This is a genomic window from Neoalteromonas arenosi (assembly GCF_030362855.1).
In the GTDB taxonomy this organism is placed as follows: domain Bacteria; phylum Pseudomonadota; class Gammaproteobacteria; order Enterobacterales; family Alteromonadaceae; genus Alteromonas_E; species Alteromonas_E arenosi.
Map to the genome: position 1 here is coordinate 163,566 of NZ_JAUCBP010000012.1, position 24,575 is coordinate 188,140.

Here is a 24,575-nt window from a genome sequence, read left to right on the forward strand (position 1 = left end):
TGGCTTGACTGCGCTGCAATCTTATTGACTAGTTTCGCTCTCTTGACGGATCAACTGATCCATGAATCGGACGCCCCAGCCAGCTTTGCCACGTGGTGTAACAGAGTTGGCTTCGGTCAAATAATCGACACCGGCAATGTCTAAATGTACCCAAGGCAAGGACTCGTCGACAAACGTTGCAACGACAGCTGCACCAATACTCGCACCAGGATTACCAGCGCCAGAATTCTTAATATCTGCCGTCTCTGATTTGATTTGTTTAAAGTGGTTAGGATGCAGTGGTAATGGCCAAACGTGCTCACCAGAAGCCTCACCAATACTCATCATTCGTTGTGCAAGCGCAAAGTCACGTGTGATCACAGCTGCATACTCATCACTAAGCGCACGCACTGCTGAGCCTGTCAGTGTCGCAATATTGACTAGCAAACGTGGCTTGTATTCTTGTTGGGCATAGTAAACGGCATCAGCTAGCAATAAGCGACCTTCGGCGTCAGTAGATATAATCTCAATGCTAGTGCCCTGCATGGTCAATAATACATCTCCTGGACGGATAGCGTCTTCAGCCGGCATATTTTCAGCCAGTGGCATCAATCCAACCACGTTGACCGGCGCCTCGCGTTTAGCAATGGCTAACATGGTACCCGCCACCGCCGCAGCGCCGGATAGATCGGATTTCATTGTCCACATATTGTTATTGGGCTTGAGACTGATACCGCCAGTGTCGAATGTCACCCCTTTACCTACCAACGCAATCGGCGCGTGACCGTCATTCACGCCGTTGTATTCAATAACCAATAAACGAGGCTCGTGAATTGAGCCGCGTCCGACACCGAGTAGGGCTCCCATATTGAGTTTGCGCATTTGACGCACGTTCAATACTTTAATATCGACGTTGTCGACGCCTTTGAACTGCGCTTTGATACGATCGACAAATTCTATCGGATACACTGCATTACCTGGTTCATTAGCCATATCCCGAGCCAGGTAAATGCCATCGGCGATATGTACAAGATCCTGATTGAAGATTTGTTGTGCCTCAGACGCAACAGAGCTTACGAGAATAAAATGTTGATCAAGAGGCTTGTCTTGTTGATAGCGACTAAAGTGATATCCGCGTAGTGTCATGCCAAGCATCGCGTTGGCTTGCTGTTCAGCGGTTATACCCGGAATATCAAACAAAACTGGGAGGGGCTTTGCAGCCTTGTCTTGGAGCCACGCTGTAATCTCGCCACCGAGATTTTGCCACGCAACGTTTTCGCGCACAGGTGTCTCGGCTAACAACTTGACGTACACCGTATTAAAATTTCCCACGCCGTGAAACGTTAGGTGCATAGCATGTTCGTCATCACTCAGGGCTGCCTTTAATTGGCGTAAAAACTCGCCATTACTAGTTTGATTGAGCTGTTGACCAAGCTCACTTAGGCTAAGTGAGTCAGACATTACGATGGCAGTCTTGCCGTCATTGATTGGCAGGCGTTCAGCTACGTTAAAATTTACCGGTGTAGCAAAAGCAGAAGTAATCACAGAAAAAAGGGCTAAAGCAGTGGTTAAAAGTTTGCGCATGCTTATCTCCATAGCACAGTTATTTGTTTTAACGTCATCCGCTTGGCTGCGCGTGAGACGTTCAGACTGGGCTCATGTTACTGATTCAAACGCACAAAAAAACCTGAATAAAGTGAAACTTTAATCAGGTTTTTATTGGTTTTGGATAGCACTTACTGGGGGGGGAACTCGGCTATCATAGCACTGACTACTCGATTAATTTTTTCTTCACGCTCTTGAGGGGATAAGCTCTTAGATAATGTGTTAGCGGCAGAGCTGCTCCACACGACAGTTTTTGCTTTAGCATCGATTATATCGACAACTAATGTCCCTACTGTGTACTCACGCACACGCGTGGTGGGCACATGTGCACGATGATAAGGCCCATACCACCAGAACGGACGAATCCCCCATGTTGTGTAGTAAGTATCCACATCGATGCGTTTTTCGTAGCTGGTGTGGAATGCGACTAAAAAGTCAGCGCCACTCTCTGCGACGAGTTGATGCCCTTGGCCTTGCAGAGCGCTAGTTATAGCATCTTTAACACGCTTGTTGAGTAAAGTGGTCACAGAGCCATCGCTACTTGCTTCAGGTGCAAATGCAAATGTCTTCAAATGGTCGAAATTGGCGCTAGTATCAAAGTCCGTGTTTACTCTCGGGGCAAGAGTGCATGCGCTGAGAATAAAGCTTAAAAAAGCGATTAACAGGATACGGCTACGCGGCATGTTGATTCCTCTGCGTTATGGTTTTTAATATAGACCGGCATGGCGCCGATCTAGTTCATCAATTTTAATAGTGTGGCAGTTTTTGACTGACCTGTACATCGTATACGAGCGCGGTTTCTACGTGGTTTACTTCTGTTCTTGCCGTGATTGCATCAAAAACAAAATCGCGTAAATGCAGTGCGTTAGGTACGCTTACATGCAACAGGAAGTCATTCTCGCCGCCAGTGTGATAGAGACTAACAACCTCATTTGTGTCGAGTAGATCGGCTTGAAAGCCGGCAATCGTATCGCGGTCGTGATTTGACAAACGCACTGCAACCATTGCCTGAATGTGACCACCTAAAGCTTCATGATCGACTTGTAGCATGCTCGAACGTATTACTTCGCTGGCATATAAGCGCTTGACGCGCTCATGACAGGATGAAGGCGCAAGACCTACGGCTTCTGCTAGCGTCTTGTTATTTAGATTTGGGTTTGCATAGAGGTGCGCTAATAATTGCACATCAGTGGGATCTAAAAGCTGTTTCCTTGCCATAAGCTTGCCTTAAATAGGTAACACTAAGCTGCCTAGTACAGCTGCTGCCCGGGCGCCGGTCACTGCTGGCATATTACCCGGTAATTTATGCCAATATTGATGTGCTAACCATGCAAAAGCAAGTGCTTCGACATGCATGGGATGAATATTTTTTGTCGCAGTGGAGGCAATCGTATAACGGGGCAGTATTTGGCTTAGCGTCTTAATTAGGTATTGATTGAACACTCCGCCACCACAGACTAACACTTTCTGAGCTGACGGAAATGATTCTATCGCCGTCGCGACTGAGCGCGCAGTGACGAGTAACAGGCTTGCCTGGATATCTGCCGGAGCATAGTTCATTAAATCGGGGACACGTGATTCAAGCCAGGTTAAATTGAAGTACTCGCGACCCGTGCTTTTAGGGAAGTGGAGACTAAAGTATGGGTCTTGCAAACAAGCCTCAATGACTTTTTGTTGCGGGCTACCGCTTACCGCCCAAGCACCACTAACATCGTAAGCACCGCCGTGAAAACGTCGATACCAGGCATCCAGTAAGGTATTGGCTGGGCCGGTATCAAAACCCACTACAGTCTCTTGTAAGTTTTTACTGTGTGTGGCGGGTAAATACGTGATGTTGGCAATACCGCCCAAATTCAGCACGATTTGAGCCTCATCAGGGCTGCTGAGCATTGCATGATGAAAGGCCGGAGCTAATGGCGCGCCTTGACCACCAAGCGCCATATCCTTGCGGCGAAAATCAGCAACCACGGGTATTTGAGTGCGAGTAGCAATAATATTCGGATCACCGACCTGTAGTGTAAATCTACTGTTGGGGTAGCCTCGGCGCTCGGTTGGGCGATGACGAATGGTTTGGCCATGGGAACCAATCGCAGTTACTTGCTCGGCGTTAACGTTCGAAGTTGCCAATAAGTGCTCAACAGCTTGACTAAAAACTTCTGCAACACCATTTTCTACTATACCAAGGGATTCTATTTCGTGATCACCTGAGGTGCACAGTGTCTGTAATTGCGCAAGTAAAGGCGCAGGATAAGGGCAGTGAGTATGGGCTATGACGTTGGCAGAGGTTGACGATATTGAGGCGAGCACGGCGTCTACACCGTCCATACTTGTGCCTGACATCAGACCGATAAAAAGTGCATCAGATGCCATCAGTGGCGCTTAGTTCATGGCTAACATTATGCGCTTGTTATTACTTAGCTGTGCTAAGCGAGTCGCGGCGATTTGTTCAAACTCTGCGCGTTGTCGCGGGTCAATCGGGTCGGCTTTGGGTAGTTCAACAGTCCGCGGGTTGCGATGCACACCGTCGACTAAAAATTCATAGTGCAAGTGAGCCCCGGTTACCATGCCCGAGCTACCCAAATAGCCAATGACTTGACCTTGCTTGACGGTTTCACCGACTTTGACAGCACGACTCTTGAAGTGCAGATATTTGGTTGTGTATTTCTCACCGTGTTGTACAAAGACATGGTGACCATTGTATTTATCGTATCCGGATTTAATCACTTTGCCGTCACCCGCTGACATTACAGGGGAGCCAATCGGTGCAACGTAATCTACACCGCGGTGTGGCTTAATTCGCTTGAGTACTGGGTGGAAACGCACAGGGTTAAAGTTAGAACTCACGCGAGTGAAATGGATTGGTGCGCGTAGAAAGCTTTTGCGCATACTGCGACCGTCTGATGTGTAATAGTTGCCATCAGTAAATTTAATCGCGTTGAATTCTTCGTTCTGGTTGACGAATTCAGCTGCGACGATGTCGCCATAACCAATAAATTCGCCAGCGATGTACTGTTCTTCAAATACGATGTTAAACGTATCACCACTGCGGATCTCGGAAGCGAAGTCAATGTCCCATCCGAAGATACCGGCGAGCTCCATTATTTGATTGTCGGTTAGACCGGCTTCAACACCGGCGTTCCAGAAACTGCTTGAGATCTCACCTTGTGCAAAACTCAGGCGAATATCGACTTCTTTTTGTTCGATATGAGAATTTATAGTGCGCGACTTAACAACGCCTGGCTCGGGGTAGGCAGCCTCTATGTACAAAGTATCTGTTGGTGAGTATTGGTACTTAAGACCGCTGAAGAGGCCCTCTTCATTGATTTTGATACTGATCTGCTCGCCAGGCATTAACGAAATCAGCATTTTCGCTAATTCGCCAGCCCGTGATACCTCATGAGTATCTCGAGGAGTCAGTCCTGCGCGCTTAAAAATACGTGCCAGAGTATCACCAGATCTGACCGTGTAATCTACCCATTGAGACTCGTTGTCAAAAACGTCAACGTGTGTAGAGTTTAGCTCGGGTAAATCGACTTGATAGCGAACGCCAGTTTCAAGTTGACTAATTTCAGCATGGCGTGATGCCACTACAGGCTCCGAAGGAAAAAACAGCACCAACGCGCACATTGCAGCTGTCGCGGAAACGGCTACTTTATGTCGCGGTGGAAGGGCGTGAAATAGGGATTTCAGCTGTTGTTTCATTTCAGTACAAATACGTTAGCTACAACTCGTAATCAGAATATAACGAATAATCTCGAAACTCCAGTCTAAAGCCCTGTTTTTAATGGTTACAAAGGTGGTTAAAAAACGACCGGTTGATATTTTTTCATACCCTAGACTTTCAATGGCGCCCCTCAAATCGTAAACTACTTGGCCTTTGTGAAGTTGGATTAATGGGTTGGATAAAGACATGGCGGATTGGCAAGCTGCGTTAGCAGAAATTAAGCGTGGCGCGGATGATATTTTGGTCGAAGCGGAGCTCGTTGAGAAGTTAAAAACGGGCAAGCCATTGCGCATTAAGGCGGGCTTTGATCCAACAGCACCAGACCTCCATCTTGGCCATACAGTGTTGATTAACAAGTTGCGTGCTTTCCAGCAATTAGGTCACGAAGTGATCTTTCTTATTGGCGATTTCACGGGTTTAATCGGCGATCCTACCGGTAAAAATGTCACGCGCAAACCGTTGTCGCGCGAGCAGGTATTGGCTAACGCCGAAACTTATAAACAGCAAGTTTTTAAAATTTTGGATCCGGAAAAAACGCAGGTGCGCTTTAACAGTGAATGGATGGATGAAATGGGCGCAGCAGGGATGATCAAACTGGCGGCTAGTCAAACGGTTGCGCGGATGCTGGAACGCGACGATTTTAAGAAACGCTATGCCAACGGCCAGCCAATTGCGATCCACGAATTTCTCTACCCACTGGTACAAGGGTGGGACTCTGTAGCCCTGCAAAGTGACGTTGAGCTTGGTGGCACAGACCAACGCTTCAACCTGTTAATGGGCCGAGAGCTACAAAAGGAGCAGGGGCAGTCACAGCAAACGGTATTAATGATGCCGTTACTCGAAGGGCTAGACGGTGTACAAAAAATGTCTAAGTCGCTGAATAACTATATTGGCATCACGGATGCCCCTAACGAAATGTTTGGTAAGGTCATGTCGATTTCTGACGATTTGATGTGGCGTTACTATGATCTACTTAGCTTTAAGCCGCTCGAGGAAGTCGCGCGGATCAAACAGACTGTTGCTGATGGCGGTAATCCGCGCGATGCGAAAATCACGTTGGCAAAAGAACTGATTGCCCGCTTTCATACTCAAGCAGATGCGGAGGCTGCTCACCAAGACTTTATTCAACGCTTTAGCAAAAACGCCATACCTGATGAAATGCTTGAACACGAACTCGTGTTACCCGCAGATGGCATGGCCATTGGCAACTTGTTGAAAGAGGCTAATTTGGTGGCCTCAACATCAGAGGCTATGCGTATGATCAAGCAGGGCGCGGTAAAAATTGATGGTGAAAAAGTCACTGATACTCGCATGGTAATAGCAGCTGCAGGCCAAGCGGTATATCAAGTGGGTAAACGAAAGTTTGCTAGGGTCACTTTGCAGTAATTTCACAATCCAGCCGCGCTACAGCGCGGCTATCTGTTTATCGACAATTTTTTCAACGAAAGCGACGGCATCGTCGCGATTATCAAATAAGCGCACATTAAGCGGTATATCAATATCGAGAATATCGCTAACGCGTTGCATTTGCGATTTAACCAAAGGTGACGACACAATCATAGCGTCAATCACACAGCCGCATTGCAGGCAGATTTGGTAGGCTTTAATAATTTCTTTTTCGGCAATTCCCGTATAGCCCTCTGACTGACTCAAGTCAGCAAAATAGCCGAAAGGTCGGCCACCATATTGAAGGGCTAGTTCGTGTATATCTTTGCGAAAGCGAGCAGTAATGTCATCGCCGATGGCACCGATAATGAGTGACTCAATAAACTTATCGTGTACGGTTAGCTGGTAACTGGCATATTTATCTTGCCACCGGCGCGAAAGAGTCATTGCTCTAGCTCATGCCCTGCATTGCGCCATCCCATGATGTCGCCTTCTAAATGACGTACGTCACTGAAGTCAGCTTCGATTAAAACATCAGCGGCCTTGCCGGCCCGATAGCCAGACCGACAGTAAACAACTACTGGTTTGTCTTTGTAAGTCTGGATTGTACTCATTTGCGCGGCCATATCAGTGTGCGGAATGTTAATCGCGCCGGGAACATGCCCTTCGGCATATTCCTCGGCACTTCGCACATCAATGATTAACCACTCAGACGTGTCAGCCTGTAACAGTTCAGCGGGTTTTATATCGACTGCTTCTTCGGCTATAACCGTTAGACTCAAAAGTGCAATGAAAAGCGCCAGAAACGATTTCACAAAAGACTCCTTAGTAGCGGTATTCATCATTTTTGAAGGGTCCTTCAACGGCCACTTGAATATAGTCGGCTTGCTGTTGAGTCAGTTGTGTGATGACACCACCAAAGCCTTCTACCATATAGCGAGCGACTTCTTCGTCTAAGTGTTTAGGCAATACTTCGACGCGTAATAGTTCAGCTTGCTGTTCACTACTAAGCGTAGCATAACTTTGTTTATACAAATGGATTTGTGCCAAGACCTGGTTGGCAAACGATCCATCCATGATGCGCGATGGGTGACCCGTAGCGTTACCGAGATTTACTAAACGCCCTTCAGATAAAAGAATTAAATGATCGGCAGCCGAATCACTGCGATAGATTTTGTGAACTTGTGGTTTGATCTCTTCCCAACGCCAATTCTCTCGCGTGTAGGCGGTATCAATTTCGTTGTCGAAGTGACCAATATTACAAACTACTGCACCGGCTTTTAAGCCACCTAACATGTATTTGTCACACACATTGACGTTACCAGTTGTAGTAACAAGTAAGTCAGTGTTACTCAGTAAATCCCTGTTGAGATTTGTACCATCGCCAGTATTTAAGCCGTCGATGTAAGGAGACACTACTTCGAATCCATCCATACACGCTTGCATCGCACAAATCGGGTCTATTTCACTTACTTTTACTATCATACCCTCTTGACGTAGCGATTGGGCTGAGCCTTTACCTACGTCACCGTAGCCAATCACTAGGGCTTTTTTACCCATCAATAAGTGGTCAGTGGCACGTTTAATTGCATCACTTAAACTGTGGCGACAACCGTATTTGTTGTCATTTTTTGATTTAGTTACCGAATCATTAACGTTGATTGCTGGAACTTTAAGTTCACCGTTTTTAAGCATGTCAAGGAGACGATGAACACCGGTGGTAGTCTCTTCAGTGATACCATGTACGTTTTCCAGTACTTCTGGATACTTATCGTGAAGCATCTGTGTTAGGTCACCACCGTCATCGAGAACCATATTGGCTTCCCATGGCTTACCATCCTTTAAGATAGTTTGCTCTAAGCACCACTCGTATTCTTCTTCGGTCTCACCTTTCCAAGCAAAAACCGGCACGCCACCGGCAACAATCGCTGCAGCTGCATGGTCCTGAGTCGAAAATATATTACAAGACGACCAACGAACATCGGCACCCAAAGCGACCAACGTTTCAATCAGGACACCGGTTTGAATGGTCATATGAATACAACCAAGAATTTTGGCACCTTTAAGGGGTTGTTCCGCTAAATACTTCTCACGAATTTTCATCAACGCCGGCATTTCACTTTCAGCGATGGTGAGTTCTTTGCGGCCCCAATCGGCCAAGGAAATGTCTGCGACTTTGTAGTCGCCAGTTGCCATTACATGGTTTTCTTGATTCATAGTCACTTTGTGCTTTTGTTGTTGAGTTAATATCTTTACGTAGTATATCGACTAAGGTTCAAAAACCCAAAGTACAACTATGAATGTGGAGTAGACGCAAGTCGGATTGTGTGGAGTTGTTCGCACAATGGTTCAATCGCATCTAATATGCGAGGCGTAAAACGGTGGATCTTATCGGCATCGACGAGCAACAAGGGAGCATGTAACACGGTGCGGTGGGGAGACCAAAAAGCACGTTGCTCGGCCAATGGTTCCGCCAGCAGTGATATCACTGCGCGTGGCTGGCGTTTTAGCACTTCTGCCATCCTGACTTCAGGATAGTCAGTAGGTGAATCGGCGAATAACGTTTCCGCACCGCACACAGCAAGGGCTTGATTACCCCAGGCATTCGCACCAATACTCATAAGTGGCTTAGTCCAGCTGTAATAGAATACCGATAAAGAGGGTTGCTTCGCATATGTTGAACGCAGTCGTGCCAGTCGCTGGTCAAATTGGTGGGCAGAATCGAGCGCTTTTTCTCTCTGCTGTAAATGCTCTCCGAGTCGCACAATCTCCTTACTAATATCGTCAAGCTGGCGTGGTAGGGAGATAAACAGTGCAATACCCATTGATTCCAGTCGACTAATATCTTGTGGCTTATTGCCACCAGACCAGACCAATACTAAATCAGGTTCAAGTGCTAATAGTTTCTTAAAATTAACGCCATTGGCGTCGGCAACGACAGGCAATGACTGAGCCGCAGCCGGGAAGTTGCTATAGGCGCTGACCGCTACTAACGAACTTTCCGCATTGAGCAAGTATACCCACTCAGTTAAATGTGGGGCGAGAGTAACTATCCGTTGTGGTGTGCTCTGTGCGATTGCGCAACTGGGTAACAGGCTGCTGATCATCAGAGCAACTGCGAATTTCAACCGAGGCATAATAAACACGCTAGATCACTCCAAAAATAATGGTTGCAATAAGCAGGTAATTGACGGCCAAAATTGCTTTGCAGCCAGTGATATATTGCTGTGTTATGGCTAAATGGCCTATTTTTGTCGGATGTTGACGATTGAATCGCGGCAGCCGTATTTTTTTGCCGGCTACCATAACTGGACCGCCGAGCTCTGCATTTATGCCTGCCGCGCTGATCGCTAAAATACGATTGCGGTTGTGGCCAACTAACTGTGTAAACCAAGTGGGAATGACCTGCACTGGGCGATAAAAAAGGCCGATAAACAAGCTGCTGATTAATACGGGCAGAGCGGCTAGCCAAGCATAAATAGAGCGCACTGGGGCACCGAAATAACGAAAGCGAGTTTCGCGAGTGGGCCAAACTTGTTGGCACTCATAAAGTAACCTAACGCCTAATGCAACGGCAGGTCCTGCGACAAAAAACCAAAATGCGGTAACAGCGACTTGATAATAAAACCGTAAAACAATACTTTCCATTGCGGCTTTGCCAGTGCCTAACGCGGAGAGTTGCTGCGTATCGCGCTGTACAAGATGCTGTAACGTTTCCTTGGTGAGGTGTTTCTGCTCTGCTTCGATGGTGCGCTTTGCCCGTTTGAAGCGCTTGAAGTCCGAGTGGAAACTCAGCGCAATCCAAAGTATTAATGCGGCAAAAAACCAGCTGTTATGTACCAGTGATAATGCGATATGTATGATGACTAGTAGCGGAGCGATAATAACCAGTGGTGCCAAACTGCCTGCAATTTTATTTTGTTGTGCGCTGCTTTTCTCTGCGCGATTTACGCGCTTGGCCATTTGCGTTGCCAAATAACGAAAAAATACAAGAGGGTGGAACTTTGGTGGCCACTCCCAAATACTGTCAATCAATAATACGGCACCGATCAACAGTGCCGATTGCAGCAGTGGGAACGACCAAACAGCTTCGAAACCCATATTAAACCGCAGTTTGCGCCATTTCTTTAACCATCCCCATTACGAGTTGTGCCGAGTGTTGGGCCGCTTTATCTAAATATGATTTAAACGAAACTGAACTGCTTTTACCAGCAATGTCAGACAGTGAGCGAATGACCAAAAACGGCGTGTCAAACATAAAGCAGGTTTGGCCAATTGCAGCACCTTCCATTTCGACAGCGCACATGTCAGGGAACAGGCCGCGTAGGCGTTCAGCTGCTTCGTCGCAACCAATGAATGAGTCACCGGTACAGATTAAGCCTCGTTTGCTGGTAATGTGAACAACGTCAGACGCCGCTTGCTCAGCCGCTTCAATCAAATGGACGTCGCAAGGGTATATATCAGGCATGCCAAACACTTGACCACGAGCGTAGCCGAAATGTGTTACATCCACATCATGGTGTTGAACGCCACTGGCGATAACGAGGTCACCGATTTCAAGAGTTGGATCAAAACCTCCTGCGGAGCCCGTATTAACAACATAGTCTGGTGCATATTGGTCGATTAATATCGTGGTCGCGACTGAAGCCGCGACTTTACCAATGCCGCATTTGGCGACGACAACATCGACGCCGTGTAGCTGACCAGAATAAAATTCCAAGTGTGCATACTCTGCCACTTGGACATTTTCAAGAGAGGATTTTAACAGTGCGACTTCCTGATCCATCGCACCTAAAATGGCAATTTTCATAATCGATTTCTAGCGAACAAATTTGCGCGCAGTTTAATCGAATTGGGGCCAAACTAACACCGCTGAATGCGATTTCTCACATTTACGCAGCGACTCGACTTGAGCGCAGTGGCCGAGTCGGGCGTTTATTGCCGTCAGGTAACCTACCGTTGCCATTAACTAAGGGCTCTTGAGCCAGCGCTTTGCGATACGGTATAAGTTTAAGCTCAATGCTCTCGCGCACTTCGGAAACTGTGTAACCCGATTTCACTTTCACACGCATGTGCGGCACTTTTGCAGCGTCCAAAGCACCATTTACAAACCAATCGCGTTGCAGTTTATAGCCGTCTTTACCTTGCTGATAAACTAGGTCTAATGCAAGTACAGGATCCATAGTGTCTTTTCGGCATAATACAAAGTCGAGCTGTTTGCCCACGGCTTTCGCTAATGCCACTTTGCCATTTTTACTCGCCGTACCGCGCTTAACGCTTATCAAGTCTGACAAGCGCACTCGACAAACAATGCGAAACTCATGTCCCACGGCTTTTTCTAAAAGTTCTAAGAAGTTGCGTTCTACTGGAGTAAAGAGTTGCTCTCGACGTCGAAACGGAAAAGACAGTTGAGTGACTGTAGATTGGGCACTTAGTTTGACAGCGCCGACACCGACAAAGACAAGCAGCATTAATAGTATAATTGCTAATTCCATGATTAACCTCAAAAAGCATAAAAACGCCCGGATAGTCAAAAGATTGACAGCCTGAGTGCGCACCTTGATTACTGAGAGAGGAGTTGCAATGCTAGTGCCACTTTTTCCAGTGACAGCGCAAAAGTGTTATAGAACGAGAATGTCGACCTGACTGCCGTTGTGATCCGGTGATATCGCTACGCGGATTCTCGTCTCTTGCATGGTTAACAAAATACGTTGATTAAAGGTCGAGTGAACGGTTAACTCTGCGTGTTTGGCTTGATAATAGGTAACTAGTTGTTCACTAGATAAGGGGACAAAGTAACTCAGTGATTGATGTTCGCTATGCTGGCTTGGGTTGAATTGTTGGCACATTTTGGCTTGCTGATGCACGCTTACCCCCGCCAAGGACGATGGACACGTGCTTGCGTGGTCATCGGCAAAAGTTGGAACCGCCAGCCAAGTTAATAATAAAGTGCCTATAGCTTTATATCGCATGTTAGTCATTCAATCTTAGAGTTTTGATAAATAAAATATAGCTCGCCAGTTGTGAACCAGCAATCGCGTATTTTATACCTGGGTATGAAGTATAAAAAAACGCGGCGTAAGCCGCGTTTTGTCATGTTCTTAACGTTACACTTTAAACTGCTGAATGGATTGCTGTAACTCTTCGGCAAGCTTGGCCACCTCGCGCGATGATTGCGACGTTTGCTGAGCTCCAATAGTGGTTTCCTCTGCAATGCCAACAATGCTTTCTAAGCGCTCGCTAATTTCTTGCGAAACAACATTTTGCTCGCGTGCCGATTGTTCGATTTGTGAGCTTACATCATGGGCACGATGAACCGCGTCAGTAATTAAATCTAACGCTTGAGTTGCTTTCTCGGTCTGTGCCACACACACGGTTGTTTGCTCTTTGCCTTGATTCATTACTGCAACGGCTTTCTCAGCCCCTGCTTGCAAGACTTCAATCATGGCATTGATTTCTTGGGTACTCTCTTGAGTTCGACTCGCCAAGGTTCTAACCTCGTCAGCAACCACTGCGAATCCACGACCTTGTTCACCGGCACGAGCCGCTTCAATCGCAGCGTTAAGTGCAAGCAGGTTCGTTTGGTCGGCAACGCCGCGAATAACGTCAAGAATACCGCCAATGCTTGCGCTGTCTTGATGCAATTTGTTAATGACTTCTGCTGCCTGCTCAACATCGGTAGCAAGGACTTCAATAGTCCCTTTATTTTCCATCGAAATAGCGCGTACCTTTTGAGCTTCGCTGTCTGCGTGCTTGATTTGCGCAAGAGTGTCTTCGGCACTTTGCGTAACCACTTGAGAAGTACTGTGCATCTCAGTAGTAGCTGTAGCGACTTGAGCAATTTGCGACTTCTGATCCTGAATTGAGTTGGTAGTTTGAGTCGTAACTGCAGAGGTTTGTTCAGAAGCAGCAGCGAGCTGTTCGGCGCGTGAGCGAATACCGGAGATCAAAGTGGTTAAGCTCTTGATCAAGTTATTACAGTTACGCGATAAGTCACCGAATTCATCTTTACTGCTTTCGTTAAGTTTATGGGTTAGATCACCTGACGCAGCAATGTTGAGTAACTCATTTACTTTCGACAGTGGCTTGATGATTGCGGTAACTGTTAAAAAGGCAATTGCTCCAGCGATAGCTAGGGAAATCAAAACGATAATTATAATGCTCGTATTTGCTGTACTGACGGAAGAGTTAACACTCTCTTCGGTCTCTTTCACTTTGTTATCAGCTAGCGCGAGTAGGCTATTGAGTTCTCCAATGGCCTGTTGAATATTGGCATCTGATGCATCCAAGGCTTCACGCGCAGCGATCGCCCGCTCTAGGCGCTCAACATGCAACGCCAATATACCGTCGTTCGCACTAATGGCTGACGTAGCAGCACTGATGAGCTCAGAGATATCTGACATAGTGCCTGAACTATCTTGGCCTGCTTCAGCTTGTTGCATTTCGGATAATTGCGAAGCGACTTGTCCTACGATCAATTCAACTTCATTACCAATGAGGTCTGCACGCTGCAATGTTTGGGTTTTTGAATATTCGATAGCGACTGTCACTAGCGACAACAAGTTGCCTTCGATATCGCTGCCGATCTCTGCTGCGCGCGATAAACCCGCATTGTCTTGCACTTCATCTAAGTCACTGAAGTCTAGGATATAAGACGAGGCGTCGTCTGCACTGTCTTCCAAATCACCGATCTTATCTTGTACCTGATTACGGCGCTCCAACTCGCGCTGGTGATTGTCGTACATCGCTGTTACATTGGCATCGTATTCGGCGAATGTTGACTTTACCGACGCTAATGCACTGCGCAACTCATCATCATTGGCGACCACCTGTTCGAGTGTCGTAAGTTCAGACGTGAAGTTATTTTTACTGTTGGTAAAACTTTGCCTTTTTTCGGCAAGCCCATCCAGAGTTGGTTCGAAGTAGGCTTCGAATGTCAGGCGGCCCATGTTGAGAAATGAAGCCTTTAGCCCATTACTGCCGGCAACTGTCGGTATCGCAACTTGATTGACGCGCTCGGTTTGGGTTTGAATATCGTTTAGATTACTAAGCGACGTAAGGCTAATGAAAAGCAGTAAGACGATTATGGTTGCAAAACCGCCATAGATCCGTCTTGCGACTGTGATTCTCATGTGAGCTCCTGAGCTTTAGTAGAGTTACAACTTGGATGTTGCACGCTTTGTTATTTTGTAACCAAGTGTGACAAAAACTCGCGATAAATACATCCCCTTGAGTTAAAAAAACAATTTCCTGGTTTAACTCGTTAGCGACCCTAGCTTCCGTGGACAGGTGTCGATGCAAAGTGCATGTTCAGTATATCGACCTAAATACTTTACACTTTAAGATTGTTTGTTATAGGCGAAAAACTTCATATCTTCCAGTCTTAACGCTGTTAAACTCCCCCCCCACACATAACCAGTATCGAGTCCGATGTTCAATGGATCATGCAGTAATCCGTTGAGTGCGGCCCAGTGACCAAAAACAATACGTTGCTTTTTCTTGCGTTCTGGGTTGGGTATTGTGAACCAAGGTGCGAAGCCTTTGGGCGCCTGAAGTGGTGACACTTTGATCGAGAGGTCGAGGTTCAAATCGGCATCTACAAAGCGCATCCGAGTCATTGCATTCACGTAAAATCGACGTTTTTCGACACCATTCGCTGCAGAATCAAGATTTTTTGGGGCATCGCCATACATGTTTTGTAAAAAGTCATGGAGCTTATCGCTGCGCAACCGTTTGGTCACAGAATCGCTGTATTTTAAACAGTCTTGGAAAGACCATTTAGGGTATAGTCCTGCGTGAACCAGCAACGTGTTTTTATCTATCATTCTTGCCAGAGGCTTTTGACGCAACCAGTCGAGTAACCGAGGGAGAGATTTTGCGCGTAACAATTTGTCGAGATTATCATTGCGTTTAGCGCCACGGATACCCTGACTAATAGCCAATAAATGCAGATCGTGATTGCCCAAAACCGTTTGGAAGCTATCGCCAAGGTCGTATAAAAAATCCAATGTAGAAAGGGAATCATCGCCGCGTGCAACCAAGTCACCGACCGCCCACAACGTATCGTGCGCGGGATTAAAATTAACTTTCTTAAGGAGCTTTTGCAAAGCCGTATAGCAACCTTGAATGTCGCCAACGATATAATTAGCCAAAATCAGTTCACAATATTTGGGACGCGTAAACTAAAGATATCGATTGCAGCCTTGACTCGTTCACCATCTGCATTTTGCAGTTCATAATAACCTTGCATGCTGCCTACTGGCGTTTCGATAACGGCGCCACTTGTGTACGTAAATGATTCGCCAGGCTGAATGGTTGGCTGTTTGCCTACCACGCCATCACCCTGTACTTCCGATGTCTTGCCGTTGCCATCTGTGATCAACCAATAGCGACTTAACAATTGTGTAGGTTGCTTGCCGTGATTGGCAATATTAACTCGATATGCAAACGCGAATTTACCTTCTTCAACGGATACATGGTCTTCTAAATACCGTGTTTGTACCTGAACTTTGATATCAGAGGAAATGATCATTTTGCTGGACTCTACGCACTCGAGTTTGATGCAACAAAATTAGCTAACTCGGCATACTGGGTCAATGAAAGATTTTCAGCGCGTAAATCAGGTGATACCGACAATGCATTCCATTGTTCGCCGCTGATTAATTCCTTCAGGCTATTGCGAATAGTTTTGCGCCGTTGGTTAAACGCCATGGCACATACCTGGTTGAGCTTTTCAACATTGATCAGTTGCACGGGGGGCTGTTCGTAAGGAATCAGTCGCACTACCGCTGAGTCTACTTTGGGTGCTGGTTTAAATGCGCTGGGGGGCACAGGCAGCACGGGCATGACTTTACAGTAATATTGCGCCATCACCGACAATCGACCGTAGTTTTTGTGATTCGGACCTGCAGCCAATCGATTAACCACTTCTTGCTGCAGCATAAAGTGCATATCTTCTATACACCCAGTAAAACTAAACAGGTGGAACATCAATGGTGTAGAAATGTTGTACGGAAGGTTACCGAACACACGAATTTTCTTTTCATTCTCGACTAAGCTTGCAAAGTCAAAGTTCAACGCGTCTTGTTCAATGATGGTTAACTTAGACTGCATAAACGGGTGATGTCTTAAGCGCTTGGCTAAATCCCGATCTAATTCAATAACGGTGAGTTGGTCGATTTGCTCACACACTGGTTCTGTTAAAGCGCCTAAGCCCGGACCAATTTCCACCATTTTCTGATCGTTACGCGGTGCTATGGCTCCGACTATCTTATCGATGATGTATTCATCGTGTAAGAAGTTCTGTCCAAAACGCTTTCTAGCCGTATGGCCTAAATGGGTCTTACTCATACTTTGCGGTTCGCTAACTCAAGGGCTTTACTCATTGCCAAGTGCATACTGCCTGCATCGATGTTACCTGTACCGGCGAGATCACAGGCGGTACCGTGATCAACTGAAGTGCGTATAAATGGCAAGCCCATGGTAATATTTACTGAAGCGCCAAAGCCCTTATATTTAAGCACAGGTAGACCTTGATCGTGATACATCGCTAATACCACATCGGCATCTTCCAAGTATTTGGGTTGGAAGATAGTGTCAGCGGGCAATGGGCCAATAATCGTTAATCCTTCGGCACGCAGCTCTTCAAGAGCGGGGCTGATCGTTGTAATTTCTTCTTTACCTAAATGTCCGTTTTCACCGGCATGTGGATTGAGACCACAAACATAAATTCTAGGGTTTTCAATCCCAAACTTAAGCCGTAGATCGGTATTGATAATATGAATGACTTTGTGCAGGCGGTCGCGGGTAATTGCTTTTGATACATATTCAAGCGGAATATGTGTAGTTGCCAGAGCCACTCGCAATCCCTCGGTAGCTAACAGCATAACGACATCGATAGTGTTTGACTGTGCGGCAAAATATTCGGTGTGGCCACTAAATGAGATGCCCGCTTGGTTTATCGTGCCTTTGTGGACGGGCCCGGTTACAACAGCATCAAACAATCCATTCATGTTGCCTTCGCAGGCAACTCGTAACGTTTCGACTACGTAATGGCCATTATCGCTATCTAACTGCCCAGTGACCACTGGCTTATCACATTGGATATGCTTGACGTATAGCTCTCCAGGCCCTTGGGTCGCTAAATGCTCAGCATCGAAAGGGATTAGCGTAAGCGGCAGGTTTAATTGTTCGGCGCGTTGCAAGAGCATTTCTTGGTCTGCACAAACAACCAGTTGTGCATCCCATTGTTGCTGAGCTACTTTGATCAACAGGTCCGGTCCTATACCAGCGGGCTCGCCCGGAGTGATAGCAATGCGAATAGTCATTTAAGCGTTTCCGTCACCAACCACCTCGATATAAGCGGCATCACGCATTTCACGCAACCAGCTATCGGTTTCTTCAGCAAACTTACGGTTGAATATTAGTTGATAAGCGCGATCTTCTTTGCGTCGCTCTGTGGCGTCGTCTATGCGCCGTTCAATCAATTGAATCAAATGCCAACCATGTACTGAACGAACCGGTTCACTGTATTCGTCTGGGCCTAAGTCCGCGAGCGCGTCGCGGAATGCAGGGACGTAGATATTGGGGTCGGCGAAGCCCAATTCACCGCCTCGCAGTGCTGAGCCGGGGTCGGCCGAGTGTTCTTTGGCCAACTCGGCGAAGTCAGCTTCACCCGCAATTAACTGCTGTTTAAATTCTTCCAGCATTTCTCTCGCGCGGTCTTCACTGAGAATGATTGATGGCTCGATGAGAATATGACGAGCATTAACTTCTTCTACTTCAACAATCTCGATTCCGCGAGTGTCGAGCACCTTAAGAATGTGAAATCCTGCGCCGCTACGGATTGGCCCAATCAACGCATCTTTACGTTTAGACTGGACAGCCTCGGCAAACAAGGTGGGCATAGAGTTGATGTTCATCCAACCCATATCACCACCTTCTAAAGCTTCAGCACCGGACGAAGAAGCGATGGCAATTTTCGCAAAATCAGAGCCAGATTCTAATAGTTCGATCACGCGTTCAGCTCGTTCTTTGGCTGCTTCAATGTCATCATCAGTCGCTTGAGGAGGAAAACCGATCAGGATATGGCCGAGCTGGTACTCCGCCTGCTCAGCACCCTGTTGATCCATCAAATCAACCAACGTTGAAATTTCTTGTGGCGTGATATAAATGCGACGACGAACATTGGCTCGAGTCACTTCACCTGTGATCAGCTCTTGGCGGATGCTTTCACGATAGTCGTCGTAAGTAAGCCCTTCTAATGCGATTTGTTTGCGCAGTTGTTCTAATGTCATACCTTCATTTTGCGCGATATTGCGTATTGTTTGATCGAGTTGTGGATCACTAATCTGAATCCCCATCCGGTCAGCCATCTGCATCTGTAGATTAGTCAGGATCAGTCGCTCAATTGCCTGAGTGCGCAACGCGCGATCGGATGGCAATGACTGATTGTTGACCACCGCGTTGCGCTTAACCGTAGTAATCAAGTCTTGGATTTCACTTTCGAGAATAACCCCTTGGTCAACAATTACGGCGACACTGTCGAGTTTGACTTCTTGTGCGGCCAGTGGACTAGTCATGATTAACAGGACTAACGATAAGAATGCAGACTTCATCATAGGAATAGCTTTTCTCTATTTAATTAATTTAAAACATAGGGTTGGCGATAGCCGAACATGCCGTCTTCTAGCATGTCTCGATTGTTTTTGGTCGAGCCAATACCCTTAAAAATAAACTGGAGGGCGATACCAGAATCAAATTCATTGATACTCTGCATACCGCCGCCGTCAATACGATTACTTAAATGACGCTGAGCGACAAATCGCACAGCCCAACAACAAGATTCATATTGTAACCCGAAGTAAGATTCTATACTTCGATTTAAGTTCAGATCGCGATAATAACGACCGACCCAATGCCACTTATCAGTAATCGGCCAACTCGCCGATAGGCCAATTTGATCAATTTGTTCACCGGATAGATTTCGGACGTAACGGTGACTTAATTGCACAAGGCTTTCTTCGTCGCGGCGGTATTCGAGTGACAAACTACTGCGGTCTACTTTATCAGAATCACTGCTGACTTGAACGTCAGTATGAACTAGCCAACGTTGATTGACTCGCCAGTCTAGTTCAGCAGCAATTGCAGAGCTGTCCTGATCTTTAGCTGCCGCAGCGACTTTATTGTCGGCAAAATAAAATATTTGACCAACACTGACGACTAACTGTTCGCGGTTGGCGCTGTTCAACACTCGACTGGTAATACCCAGGGTGAATTGATTGTTGTCACTGATCCGATCAAGGCCAGTAAATTCTTGCCCACGGAATAAACCTTCCACATCGTTTAAAAGTAGAGTTGTGTCATACAATCCGATATCTGATTGGTCTTCGAAACTGGTATATAGGTATTGGAATCGCGGTTCCAGTGTAATGGTCGATGTTTGTCCTTGCCACTGCTGCTGACGTTCAAAAATCACGTTTCCGTATAACCGTACTTGCCCTAAGGTACGTGTTACTTCTTCACTCAGTGCAGTGTTTTCAATATTTTCTTGTTTGTAATAGGTGTTCAACACACTGGCTTCAGCGAGTAACTCACCCCACTGACGTTGATAGGGAATAGACAAGGTGGGAGCCAAATGAAAGCGCAATGCTTCGGGTTGACTCTCGAGTGAGTTTTCAAAATAAGCCAACTCAGAATTCACGCGTAAGTCCATGTACTCATTCAAGCTAGACCGATACTCTAGCTTAGTTTCGGGTAACGCTCTGTAAGTGTCGGGATGGTCGCCAATCACAGCAAAATCGCGCAATTGCGCAGTAAAATCTAAATTCTGCGTGTAATAAGAAACACCCAGTGTGCGGTACAGATGGGTATCTGCGCGGTTATAAAAATCTGAGCCTAAATCGACAATATAGTTGTCATCACTCAAGCCATTAAAGTCGATATTAAGTTGCCAGTTTTCAGCAAATTGACCTTGGTGAAAAAAACGGTAGAAATAACGGTCATTGTCTTCACTGTTTATATCTCTATCGCTGGGTAAATATTCTAAGTCGATATTACCAATGGCGTTGTTCATCAGGTAGCGAAATTCTGTCTTTAACTGTAAGCCACGCTGCGTCATATAACGCGGAGAGATTGTCATGTCGTAATTCGGCGCAATATTCCAGTAAAACGGCTGCTCAATATCTACACCGGTTGCGCTCGAACTGGTTAAATTGGGAAATAATAGACCTGTTTGACGCTGGTCAGATACCGGAAAGGCAAAATAAGGCAGATAGAAAACAGGTACTCCGCCGATGTAAAAACGGGTATTTTTCGCTTCACCTAAAATTGAATCTCTTTCGATACTGATCTCACTGGCGCGAATTTGCCAATCTTCACCACCCAGCGGACAAGTGGTGAAGGTTACATCCTGCAATGACAGGCCACTATTGGCATCTACAGCGATTTGGTCTGCCGAGCCATGGCCGACGAATCCTGTCAACTGATAGCGAGTCGAGATTAGGTTGAGTTGTTGAGTCTCTGATTCGAGGTTTACCGAAGCGCTTTCAACCCGTAACTGCTCGTTTTGATATGTGACATCTCCTTCGGCAAAAACACTTTTACCATTATCTTCGATAATCGCTTTGGTCGCGGTAATAATCGCCTTATCGCTGACAATGTCGACGTTACCTTCAAATATCGCAGTCTGATTTTCAATGATTTCTGCCCGATTTGCGCGCACCACCACTTCCCCTTCAGATGACAGAGTCTGTGAATCGAAGCTGATAGGGGGCACTGCACATAGTGCCAGAGGATCTTGGGCATGTGCTAGCGCGCTTGGTAGCAGTAATATACCCAAAACAATGGTGTTACGGTTAAAAATCAATACCCGTCGCTCATGATTAGCTTTGTATTTGGCCTTCAGGCAAGTCCAAATGCAACAAAATACGTTGTTATTATGGTCGGTGATTTTATGCTTTTATCGCCGATTTACCAAGTCAAGCGAAGCAATTAGTCGCTTTTTCTGCGAATTTCTTTAGTTGTCCCAAGCAATCAGTTAGGATTTTATCTCAAATAATCACAATTTTTAAAAAAATGGCGTATTGGGGAAAAGTAATCGGATTTTGTCTGGGCTTTGCTGCCGGCAAGATACCCGGTGCTATCCTGGGCTTGATTGTGGGTCACATGTTTGACCGAGGCTACAGCCAGGATTTCAGTCAAATGGGCGGTTTTGGTCGCTTTTTTACCGACAGCGACAGCTTCAAGCAGCAAGCGATTTTCTTCCACACGCTCTTCGCGTCGCTGGGTCATTTGGCCAAAGCTGACGGAGCGGTAACGAGTGAAGAAATCCAAGTGGCCACACGGCTCATGGACGAAATGGATTTGTCCGGTGAGGACCGCACTGCCGCGCAAAACGCTTTTCGCGAAGGTAAGGCAGCTGATTACCCAATAACCGCGACGGTTAAAGAGTTTGTTGAGTCATGCCATGGCAGACGAGACATCCTGCAAATTTTTCTTGAGATCTTAATCCAAGCCAGCTTTTCTGATGGTCACTTGAGTGAGCAAGAGTACCGCGTGCTAGAAAAAGTCGCGCGCAGCATGGGATTTAAACGCCGAGAGCTGGATTACTTAGTGAGTATGTACGAAGCCGAGATCCGTTTTCGTGGCCAGTCTCATCAGCGTCAACAACAAAATAATCAGCACAGTCAGTACTCTAACCAACAACGCGAAGCCGATGCCTATCGCATATTGGGTGTAACAGCAAAGGCTAGCAATGCTGAGATTAAAAAAGCCTACCGGAAATTAATGGCACAGCATCACCCAGATAAACTAGTATCCAAAGGGCTGCCCGAGCAGGCCATGCAAATTGCCAAGCAAAAAGCACAGGACATTCAGTCAGCGTATGAATTTGTAAAGGCTCAGCGTGGCTTCTAAGCTAACCTTGTCGTCAGCAAATCAAATATTGCTCGAAGATTTTTTGCAGATGCTCTACTTAGAACAAGGGCTGAGCGATAACACTGTAGCGGCCTATCGCACCGATATTCGTAAGTTTTGTGACTACTTGCACACCCATGAGGTAGCCGACTTTTTGCTCAATGATGTTGGCGCAGAACAAATCCAGCGATATGTCCATTATCGTCACGACAATGGTTTAAGCCATCGCAGTACAAGCCGCAGTTTAAGTGCATTACGGGCGTTTTATGCGAGTCAAATAGCGAATGGGGTACGCAAAGATAATCCGTTAAGCCAAATAACTAATCCCAAATTGAGCGTCGAGTTGCCAAGTACTTTGACTGAAAGTCAAGTTGAAGCCCTTCTCGATGAGCCCAAGGTAGATGATCCTCTGGAGATGCGTGATCGCGCAATGTTGGAGACACTTTATGCGACCGGTTTACGGGTAACCGAATTGGTCAGTTTGCAGCTGTCGCAAATTAGCTTGGCACAAGGCGTCGTGCGTGTTACCGGCAAAGGTAACAAGGAACGACTCGTCCCTCTAGGTGAGGCCGCGGTTGAGCAGCTGGAGTACTATATTCGAACTGCCCGACCCATTTTGATTCAGTCTACCAGTGACATCGTGTTTCCTAGTCGACGGGGTTTACAGATGACGCGCCAAACATTTTGGCACCGAATTAAATTGTATGCGAAGCGCGCTGGAATACGCAGTAAGCTGTCGCCACACACGCTCAGGCATGCATTTGCTACTCATTTACTCAACCACGGTGCCGATTTACGCGTAGTGCAAATGTTGCTGGGGCATAGCGATTTGTCGACCACGCAAATTTATACACATGTTGCCAAGGAACGTTTGCAAGCAATCGTTGGCGCGCATCATCCGCGCGGTTAATGACCGCTTGCACATCTGGAAAAGGTATACACTGGTGTACCTGTGCATTTGTGATGGGCGTTTGTATGTTGGATAAACTTTGTTACCATCTTCGTTCGCGGCAGTGTGCAAAAGTGCACAGTAAAATTTTGAATCCAAGATTTGTAAGTTTCCACATGCGCTGCCGGTCTTATGTGGGTATAGCCAATTTATAATTGAGAGAGTGCGAGTGAAATTAAAAGTTTTTTCTGTGACGGTGTTGTTGACGGCATTATTAACCACATCAGCCTGTGCTGATGATCCTCAAGTCGATGAACAACTAGACACAGCCTCAGGCGATCAGAGTGTTGTGAAGAAAGAACCGCAGAGCACCGCATCAGAGCAGAAAACAATGCAGCAGGTCTTGAGTAAAATCCAAGGTCAACTCTCTATTCCAATTACCGCCATTGCAGAATCACCGGTAAATGGATTGTTGCAGTTAACTACCGCAAGAGGATTGTTTTACGCGAGTGAAGATGGTCAGTTCTTGTTGCGCGCCAACGTGTACAACTTAGATCAAGGCATGCGCAACGAAACCGAATTAGCTATGACGGGTTTGCGCCTTGATGGTTTGGCTGAGTTTGAAGGTCAAACAATTGATTTCAAAGCCGAAAATGAAAAGTACGTGATCAGTGTTTTCACCGATATCACCTGCGGTTATTGCCGCAAATTACATCGCGAGATCGAAGAGTTTAACGATCTGGGCATAACTGTACGTTACTTAGCGTTTCCTCGCGCCGGTTTAAATAGCCAAGGTTATGCAGATATGGTGTCTGTGTGGTGTGCTGCGAATCCGCAAAACGCAATGACAGCGGCTAAGCTCAGCGACTCAATCGATGCAGCAGAGTGTGCCAATAGCGTTGCGGACCAATATCGATTTGGCCAACAAATAGGCGTTACAGGTACACCTAATATCATTATGCCAAACGGCACTATTATTCCGGGTTATCAGCCTGCGAAAGTGCTTGAGCAAGCTATCAAAGATAATTCATAATTGCCGTTGAATTTTTTCGGCACTTGGTATCAAGTGCCTCCACT

The 24,575-nt window shown here is 46.4% G+C and carries 24 protein-coding genes; 4 read left to right on the forward strand and 20 right to left on the reverse strand.

What is annotated here, in order from left to right; genetic code table 11:
* Positions 1–21 precede the first annotated feature (21 nt).
* The 5 genes from QTP81_RS14410 to QTP81_RS14430 form a co-directional block, all read right to left on the reverse strand.
* On the reverse strand, positions 22–1,563 hold the full coding sequence (locus tag QTP81_RS14410; RefSeq protein ID WP_289366458.1) for a leucyl aminopeptidase family protein: 1,542 nt from the start codon (positions 1,561–1,563) through the stop codon (positions 22–24).
* Between the two features lie 152 nt (positions 1,564–1,715).
* The gene (locus QTP81_RS14415; RefSeq protein ID WP_289366459.1) at positions 1,716–2,267 is read right to left on the reverse strand and encodes a DUF4136 domain-containing protein; all 552 of its coding nucleotides are present in this window, start codon (positions 2,265–2,267) and stop codon (positions 1,716–1,718) included.
* A gap of 64 nt (positions 2,268–2,331) precedes the next feature.
* Positions 2,332–2,802 (reverse strand): Lrp/AsnC family transcriptional regulator, encoded by a 471-nt coding sequence (locus QTP81_RS14420; protein WP_289366460.1) that lies wholly within the window; start codon positions 2,800–2,802, stop codon positions 2,332–2,334.
* A gap of 9 nt (positions 2,803–2,811) precedes the next feature.
* Positions 2,812–3,954, reverse strand: a complete 1,143-nt coding sequence (locus QTP81_RS14425; RefSeq protein ID WP_289366461.1) for an anhydro-N-acetylmuramic acid kinase — start codon at positions 3,952–3,954, stop codon at positions 2,812–2,814.
* A 9-nt stretch (positions 3,955–3,963) separates the two neighbouring features.
* Positions 3,964–5,286 carry a peptidoglycan DD-metalloendopeptidase family protein gene (locus QTP81_RS14430; protein ID WP_289366462.1) on the reverse strand — a complete coding sequence of 441 codons (1,323 nt, stop codon included), beginning with the start codon at positions 5,284–5,286 and terminating at the stop codon, positions 3,964–3,966.
* Positions 5,287–5,494: 208 nt separating this feature from the next.
* Between QTP81_RS14430 and tyrS the strand changes: the two genes are divergently transcribed.
* A complete protein-coding gene (gene tyrS, locus QTP81_RS14435; RefSeq protein WP_289366463.1) occupies positions 5,495–6,694 on the forward strand; it encodes a tyrosine--tRNA ligase in 1,200 nt (399 codons plus the stop codon).
* 18 nt (positions 6,695–6,712) lie between these two features.
* Here the strand turns inward: tyrS and QTP81_RS14440 are convergent, their stop codons facing one another.
* From QTP81_RS14440 to QTP81_RS14510, 15 genes are all read right to left on the reverse strand, one after another.
* The gene (locus QTP81_RS14440; protein WP_289366465.1) at positions 6,713–7,141 is read right to left on the reverse strand and encodes a hypothetical protein; all 429 of its coding nucleotides are present in this window, start codon (positions 7,139–7,141) and stop codon (positions 6,713–6,715) included.
* Positions 7,138–7,509 (reverse strand): rhodanese-like domain-containing protein, encoded by a 372-nt coding sequence (locus QTP81_RS14445; protein WP_289366467.1) that lies wholly within the window; start codon positions 7,507–7,509, stop codon positions 7,138–7,140. Before QTP81_RS14445 ends, QTP81_RS14440 begins: the two co-directional genes overlap by 4 nt.
* 10 nt (positions 7,510–7,519) lie before the next feature.
* On the reverse strand, positions 7,520–8,911 hold the full coding sequence (gene ahcY, locus QTP81_RS14450; protein ID WP_289366468.1) for an adenosylhomocysteinase: 1,392 nt from the start codon (positions 8,909–8,911) through the stop codon (positions 7,520–7,522).
* Positions 8,912–8,988: 77 nt separating this feature from the next.
* On the reverse strand, positions 8,989–9,831 hold the full coding sequence (locus QTP81_RS14455; protein ID WP_289366469.1) for a cobalamin-binding protein: 843 nt from the start codon (positions 9,829–9,831) through the stop codon (positions 8,989–8,991).
* A 10-nt stretch (positions 9,832–9,841) separates the two neighbouring features.
* The gene (locus QTP81_RS14460; protein ID WP_289366470.1) at positions 9,842–10,795 is read right to left on the reverse strand and encodes a cobalamin biosynthesis protein CobD/CbiB; all 954 of its coding nucleotides are present in this window, start codon (positions 10,793–10,795) and stop codon (positions 9,842–9,844) included.
* A gap of 1 nt (position 10,796) precedes the next feature.
* Positions 10,797–11,504: a 5'-methylthioadenosine/adenosylhomocysteine nucleosidase gene (locus QTP81_RS14465; protein ID WP_289366471.1), complete on the reverse strand. Its 708-nt coding sequence runs from the start codon at positions 11,502–11,504 to the stop codon at positions 10,797–10,799.
* A gap of 82 nt (positions 11,505–11,586) precedes the next feature.
* Positions 11,587–12,189 (reverse strand): DUF2726 domain-containing protein, encoded by a 603-nt coding sequence (locus QTP81_RS14470; RefSeq protein ID WP_289366472.1) that lies wholly within the window; start codon positions 12,187–12,189, stop codon positions 11,587–11,589.
* Positions 12,190–12,315: 126 nt separating this feature from the next.
* Positions 12,316–12,666: a hypothetical protein gene (locus QTP81_RS14475; RefSeq protein ID WP_289366473.1), complete on the reverse strand. Its 351-nt coding sequence runs from the start codon at positions 12,664–12,666 to the stop codon at positions 12,316–12,318.
* Positions 12,667–12,801: 135 nt separating this feature from the next.
* Positions 12,802–14,826, reverse strand: a complete 2,025-nt coding sequence (locus tag QTP81_RS14480) for a methyl-accepting chemotaxis protein (RefSeq protein WP_289366474.1) — start codon at positions 14,824–14,826, stop codon at positions 12,802–12,804.
* A gap of 207 nt (positions 14,827–15,033) precedes the next feature.
* Positions 15,034–15,846 carry a symmetrical bis(5'-nucleosyl)-tetraphosphatase gene (locus QTP81_RS14485; RefSeq protein ID WP_289366475.1) on the reverse strand — a complete coding sequence of 271 codons (813 nt, stop codon included), beginning with the start codon at positions 15,844–15,846 and terminating at the stop codon, positions 15,034–15,036.
* A gap of 2 nt (positions 15,847–15,848) precedes the next feature.
* Entirely contained in the window at positions 15,849–16,226 is a 378-nt protein-coding gene (apaG, locus tag QTP81_RS14490) for a Co2+/Mg2+ efflux protein ApaG (protein ID WP_289366476.1), read from the reverse strand.
* Between the two features lie 11 nt (positions 16,227–16,237).
* The gene (gene rsmA / locus QTP81_RS14495) at positions 16,238–17,044 is read right to left on the reverse strand and encodes a 16S rRNA (adenine(1518)-N(6)/adenine(1519)-N(6))-dimethyltransferase RsmA (RefSeq protein WP_289366477.1); all 807 of its coding nucleotides are present in this window, start codon (positions 17,042–17,044) and stop codon (positions 16,238–16,240) included.
* Positions 17,041–18,021 carry a 4-hydroxythreonine-4-phosphate dehydrogenase PdxA gene (gene pdxA, locus QTP81_RS14500; protein ID WP_289366478.1) on the reverse strand — a complete coding sequence of 327 codons (981 nt, stop codon included), beginning with the start codon at positions 18,019–18,021 and terminating at the stop codon, positions 17,041–17,043. The genes rsmA and pdxA overlap by 4 nt, the downstream gene beginning before the upstream one ends.
* A complete protein-coding gene (surA, locus tag QTP81_RS14505) occupies positions 18,022–19,311 on the reverse strand; it encodes a peptidylprolyl isomerase SurA (RefSeq protein ID WP_289366718.1) in 1,290 nt (429 codons plus the stop codon). It lies immediately after the preceding gene.
* Between the two features lie 26 nt (positions 19,312–19,337).
* Positions 19,338–21,539: an LPS-assembly protein LptD gene (locus QTP81_RS14510; RefSeq protein ID WP_434532993.1), complete on the reverse strand. Its 2,202-nt coding sequence runs from the start codon at positions 21,537–21,539 to the stop codon at positions 19,338–19,340.
* A gap of 230 nt (positions 21,540–21,769) precedes the next feature.
* On the opposite strand from QTP81_RS14510, the gene djlA reads away from it, so the two are divergent.
* From djlA to dsbC, 3 genes are all read left to right on the forward strand, one after another.
* Positions 21,770–22,609, forward strand: a complete 840-nt coding sequence (gene djlA / locus QTP81_RS14515) for a co-chaperone DjlA (RefSeq protein ID WP_289366480.1) — start codon at positions 21,770–21,772, stop codon at positions 22,607–22,609.
* The gene (gene xerD, locus QTP81_RS14520) at positions 22,599–23,519 is read left to right on the forward strand and encodes a site-specific tyrosine recombinase XerD (RefSeq protein ID WP_289366482.1); all 921 of its coding nucleotides are present in this window, start codon (positions 22,599–22,601) and stop codon (positions 23,517–23,519) included. The genes djlA and xerD overlap by 11 nt, the downstream gene beginning before the upstream one ends.
* A gap of 208 nt (positions 23,520–23,727) precedes the next feature.
* A complete protein-coding gene (gene dsbC, locus QTP81_RS14525; protein ID WP_289366483.1) occupies positions 23,728–24,531 on the forward strand; it encodes a bifunctional protein-disulfide isomerase/oxidoreductase DsbC in 804 nt (267 codons plus the stop codon).
* Positions 24,532–24,575 lie beyond the last annotated feature (44 nt).

Coding starts and splice junctions, on each gene's coding strand:
- QTP81_RS14410 (WP_289366458.1), bottom strand. CDS start 1,563: ATGCGCAAACTTTTAACCACTGCTTTAGCCCTTTTTTCTGTGATTACT.
- QTP81_RS14415 (WP_289366459.1), bottom strand. CDS start 2,267: ATGCCGCGTAGCCGTATCCTGTTAATCGCTTTTTTAAGCTTTATTCTC.
- QTP81_RS14420 (WP_289366460.1), bottom strand. CDS start 2,802: ATGGCAAGGAAACAGCTTTTAGATCCCACTGATGTGCAATTATTAGCG.
- QTP81_RS14425 (WP_289366461.1), bottom strand. CDS start 3,954: ATGGCATCTGATGCACTTTTTATCGGTCTGATGTCAGGCACAAGTATG.
- QTP81_RS14430 (WP_289366462.1), bottom strand. CDS start 5,286: ATGAAACAACAGCTGAAATCCCTATTTCACGCCCTTCCACCGCGACAT.
- tyrS (WP_289366463.1), top strand. CDS start 5,495: ATGGCGGATTGGCAAGCTGCGTTAGCAGAAATTAAGCGTGGCGCGGAT.
- QTP81_RS14440 (WP_289366465.1), bottom strand. CDS start 7,141: ATGACTCTTTCGCGCCGGTGGCAAGATAAATATGCCAGTTACCAGCTA.
- ahcY (WP_289366468.1), bottom strand. CDS start 8,911: ATGAATCAAGAAAACCATGTAATGGCAACTGGCGACTACAAAGTCGCA.
- QTP81_RS14455 (WP_289366469.1), bottom strand. CDS start 9,831: ATGCCTCGGTTGAAATTCGCAGTTGCTCTGATGATCAGCAGCCTGTTA.
- QTP81_RS14460 (WP_289366470.1), bottom strand. CDS start 10,795: ATGGGTTTCGAAGCTGTTTGGTCGTTCCCACTGCTGCAATCGGCACTG.
- QTP81_RS14465 (WP_289366471.1), bottom strand. CDS start 11,504: ATGAAAATTGCCATTTTAGGTGCGATGGATCAGGAAGTCGCACTGTTA.
- QTP81_RS14470 (WP_289366472.1), bottom strand. CDS start 12,189: ATGGAATTAGCAATTATACTATTAATGCTGCTTGTCTTTGTCGGTGTC.
- QTP81_RS14475 (WP_289366473.1), bottom strand. CDS start 12,666: ATGCGATATAAAGCTATAGGCACTTTATTATTAACTTGGCTGGCGGTT.
- QTP81_RS14480 (WP_289366474.1), bottom strand. CDS start 14,826: ATGAGAATCACAGTCGCAAGACGGATCTATGGCGGTTTTGCAACCATA.
- apaG (WP_289366476.1), bottom strand. CDS start 16,226: ATGATCATTTCCTCTGATATCAAAGTTCAGGTACAAACACGGTATTTA.
- rsmA (WP_289366477.1), bottom strand. CDS start 17,044: ATGAGTAAGACCCATTTAGGCCATACGGCTAGAAAGCGTTTTGGACAG.
- pdxA (WP_289366478.1), bottom strand. CDS start 18,021: ATGACTATTCGCATTGCTATCACTCCGGGCGAGCCCGCTGGTATAGGA.
- surA (WP_289366718.1), bottom strand. CDS start 19,311: ATGAAGTCTGCATTCTTATCGTTAGTCCTGTTAATCATGACTAGTCCA.
- djlA (WP_289366480.1), top strand. CDS start 21,770: ATGGCGTATTGGGGAAAAGTAATCGGATTTTGTCTGGGCTTTGCTGCC.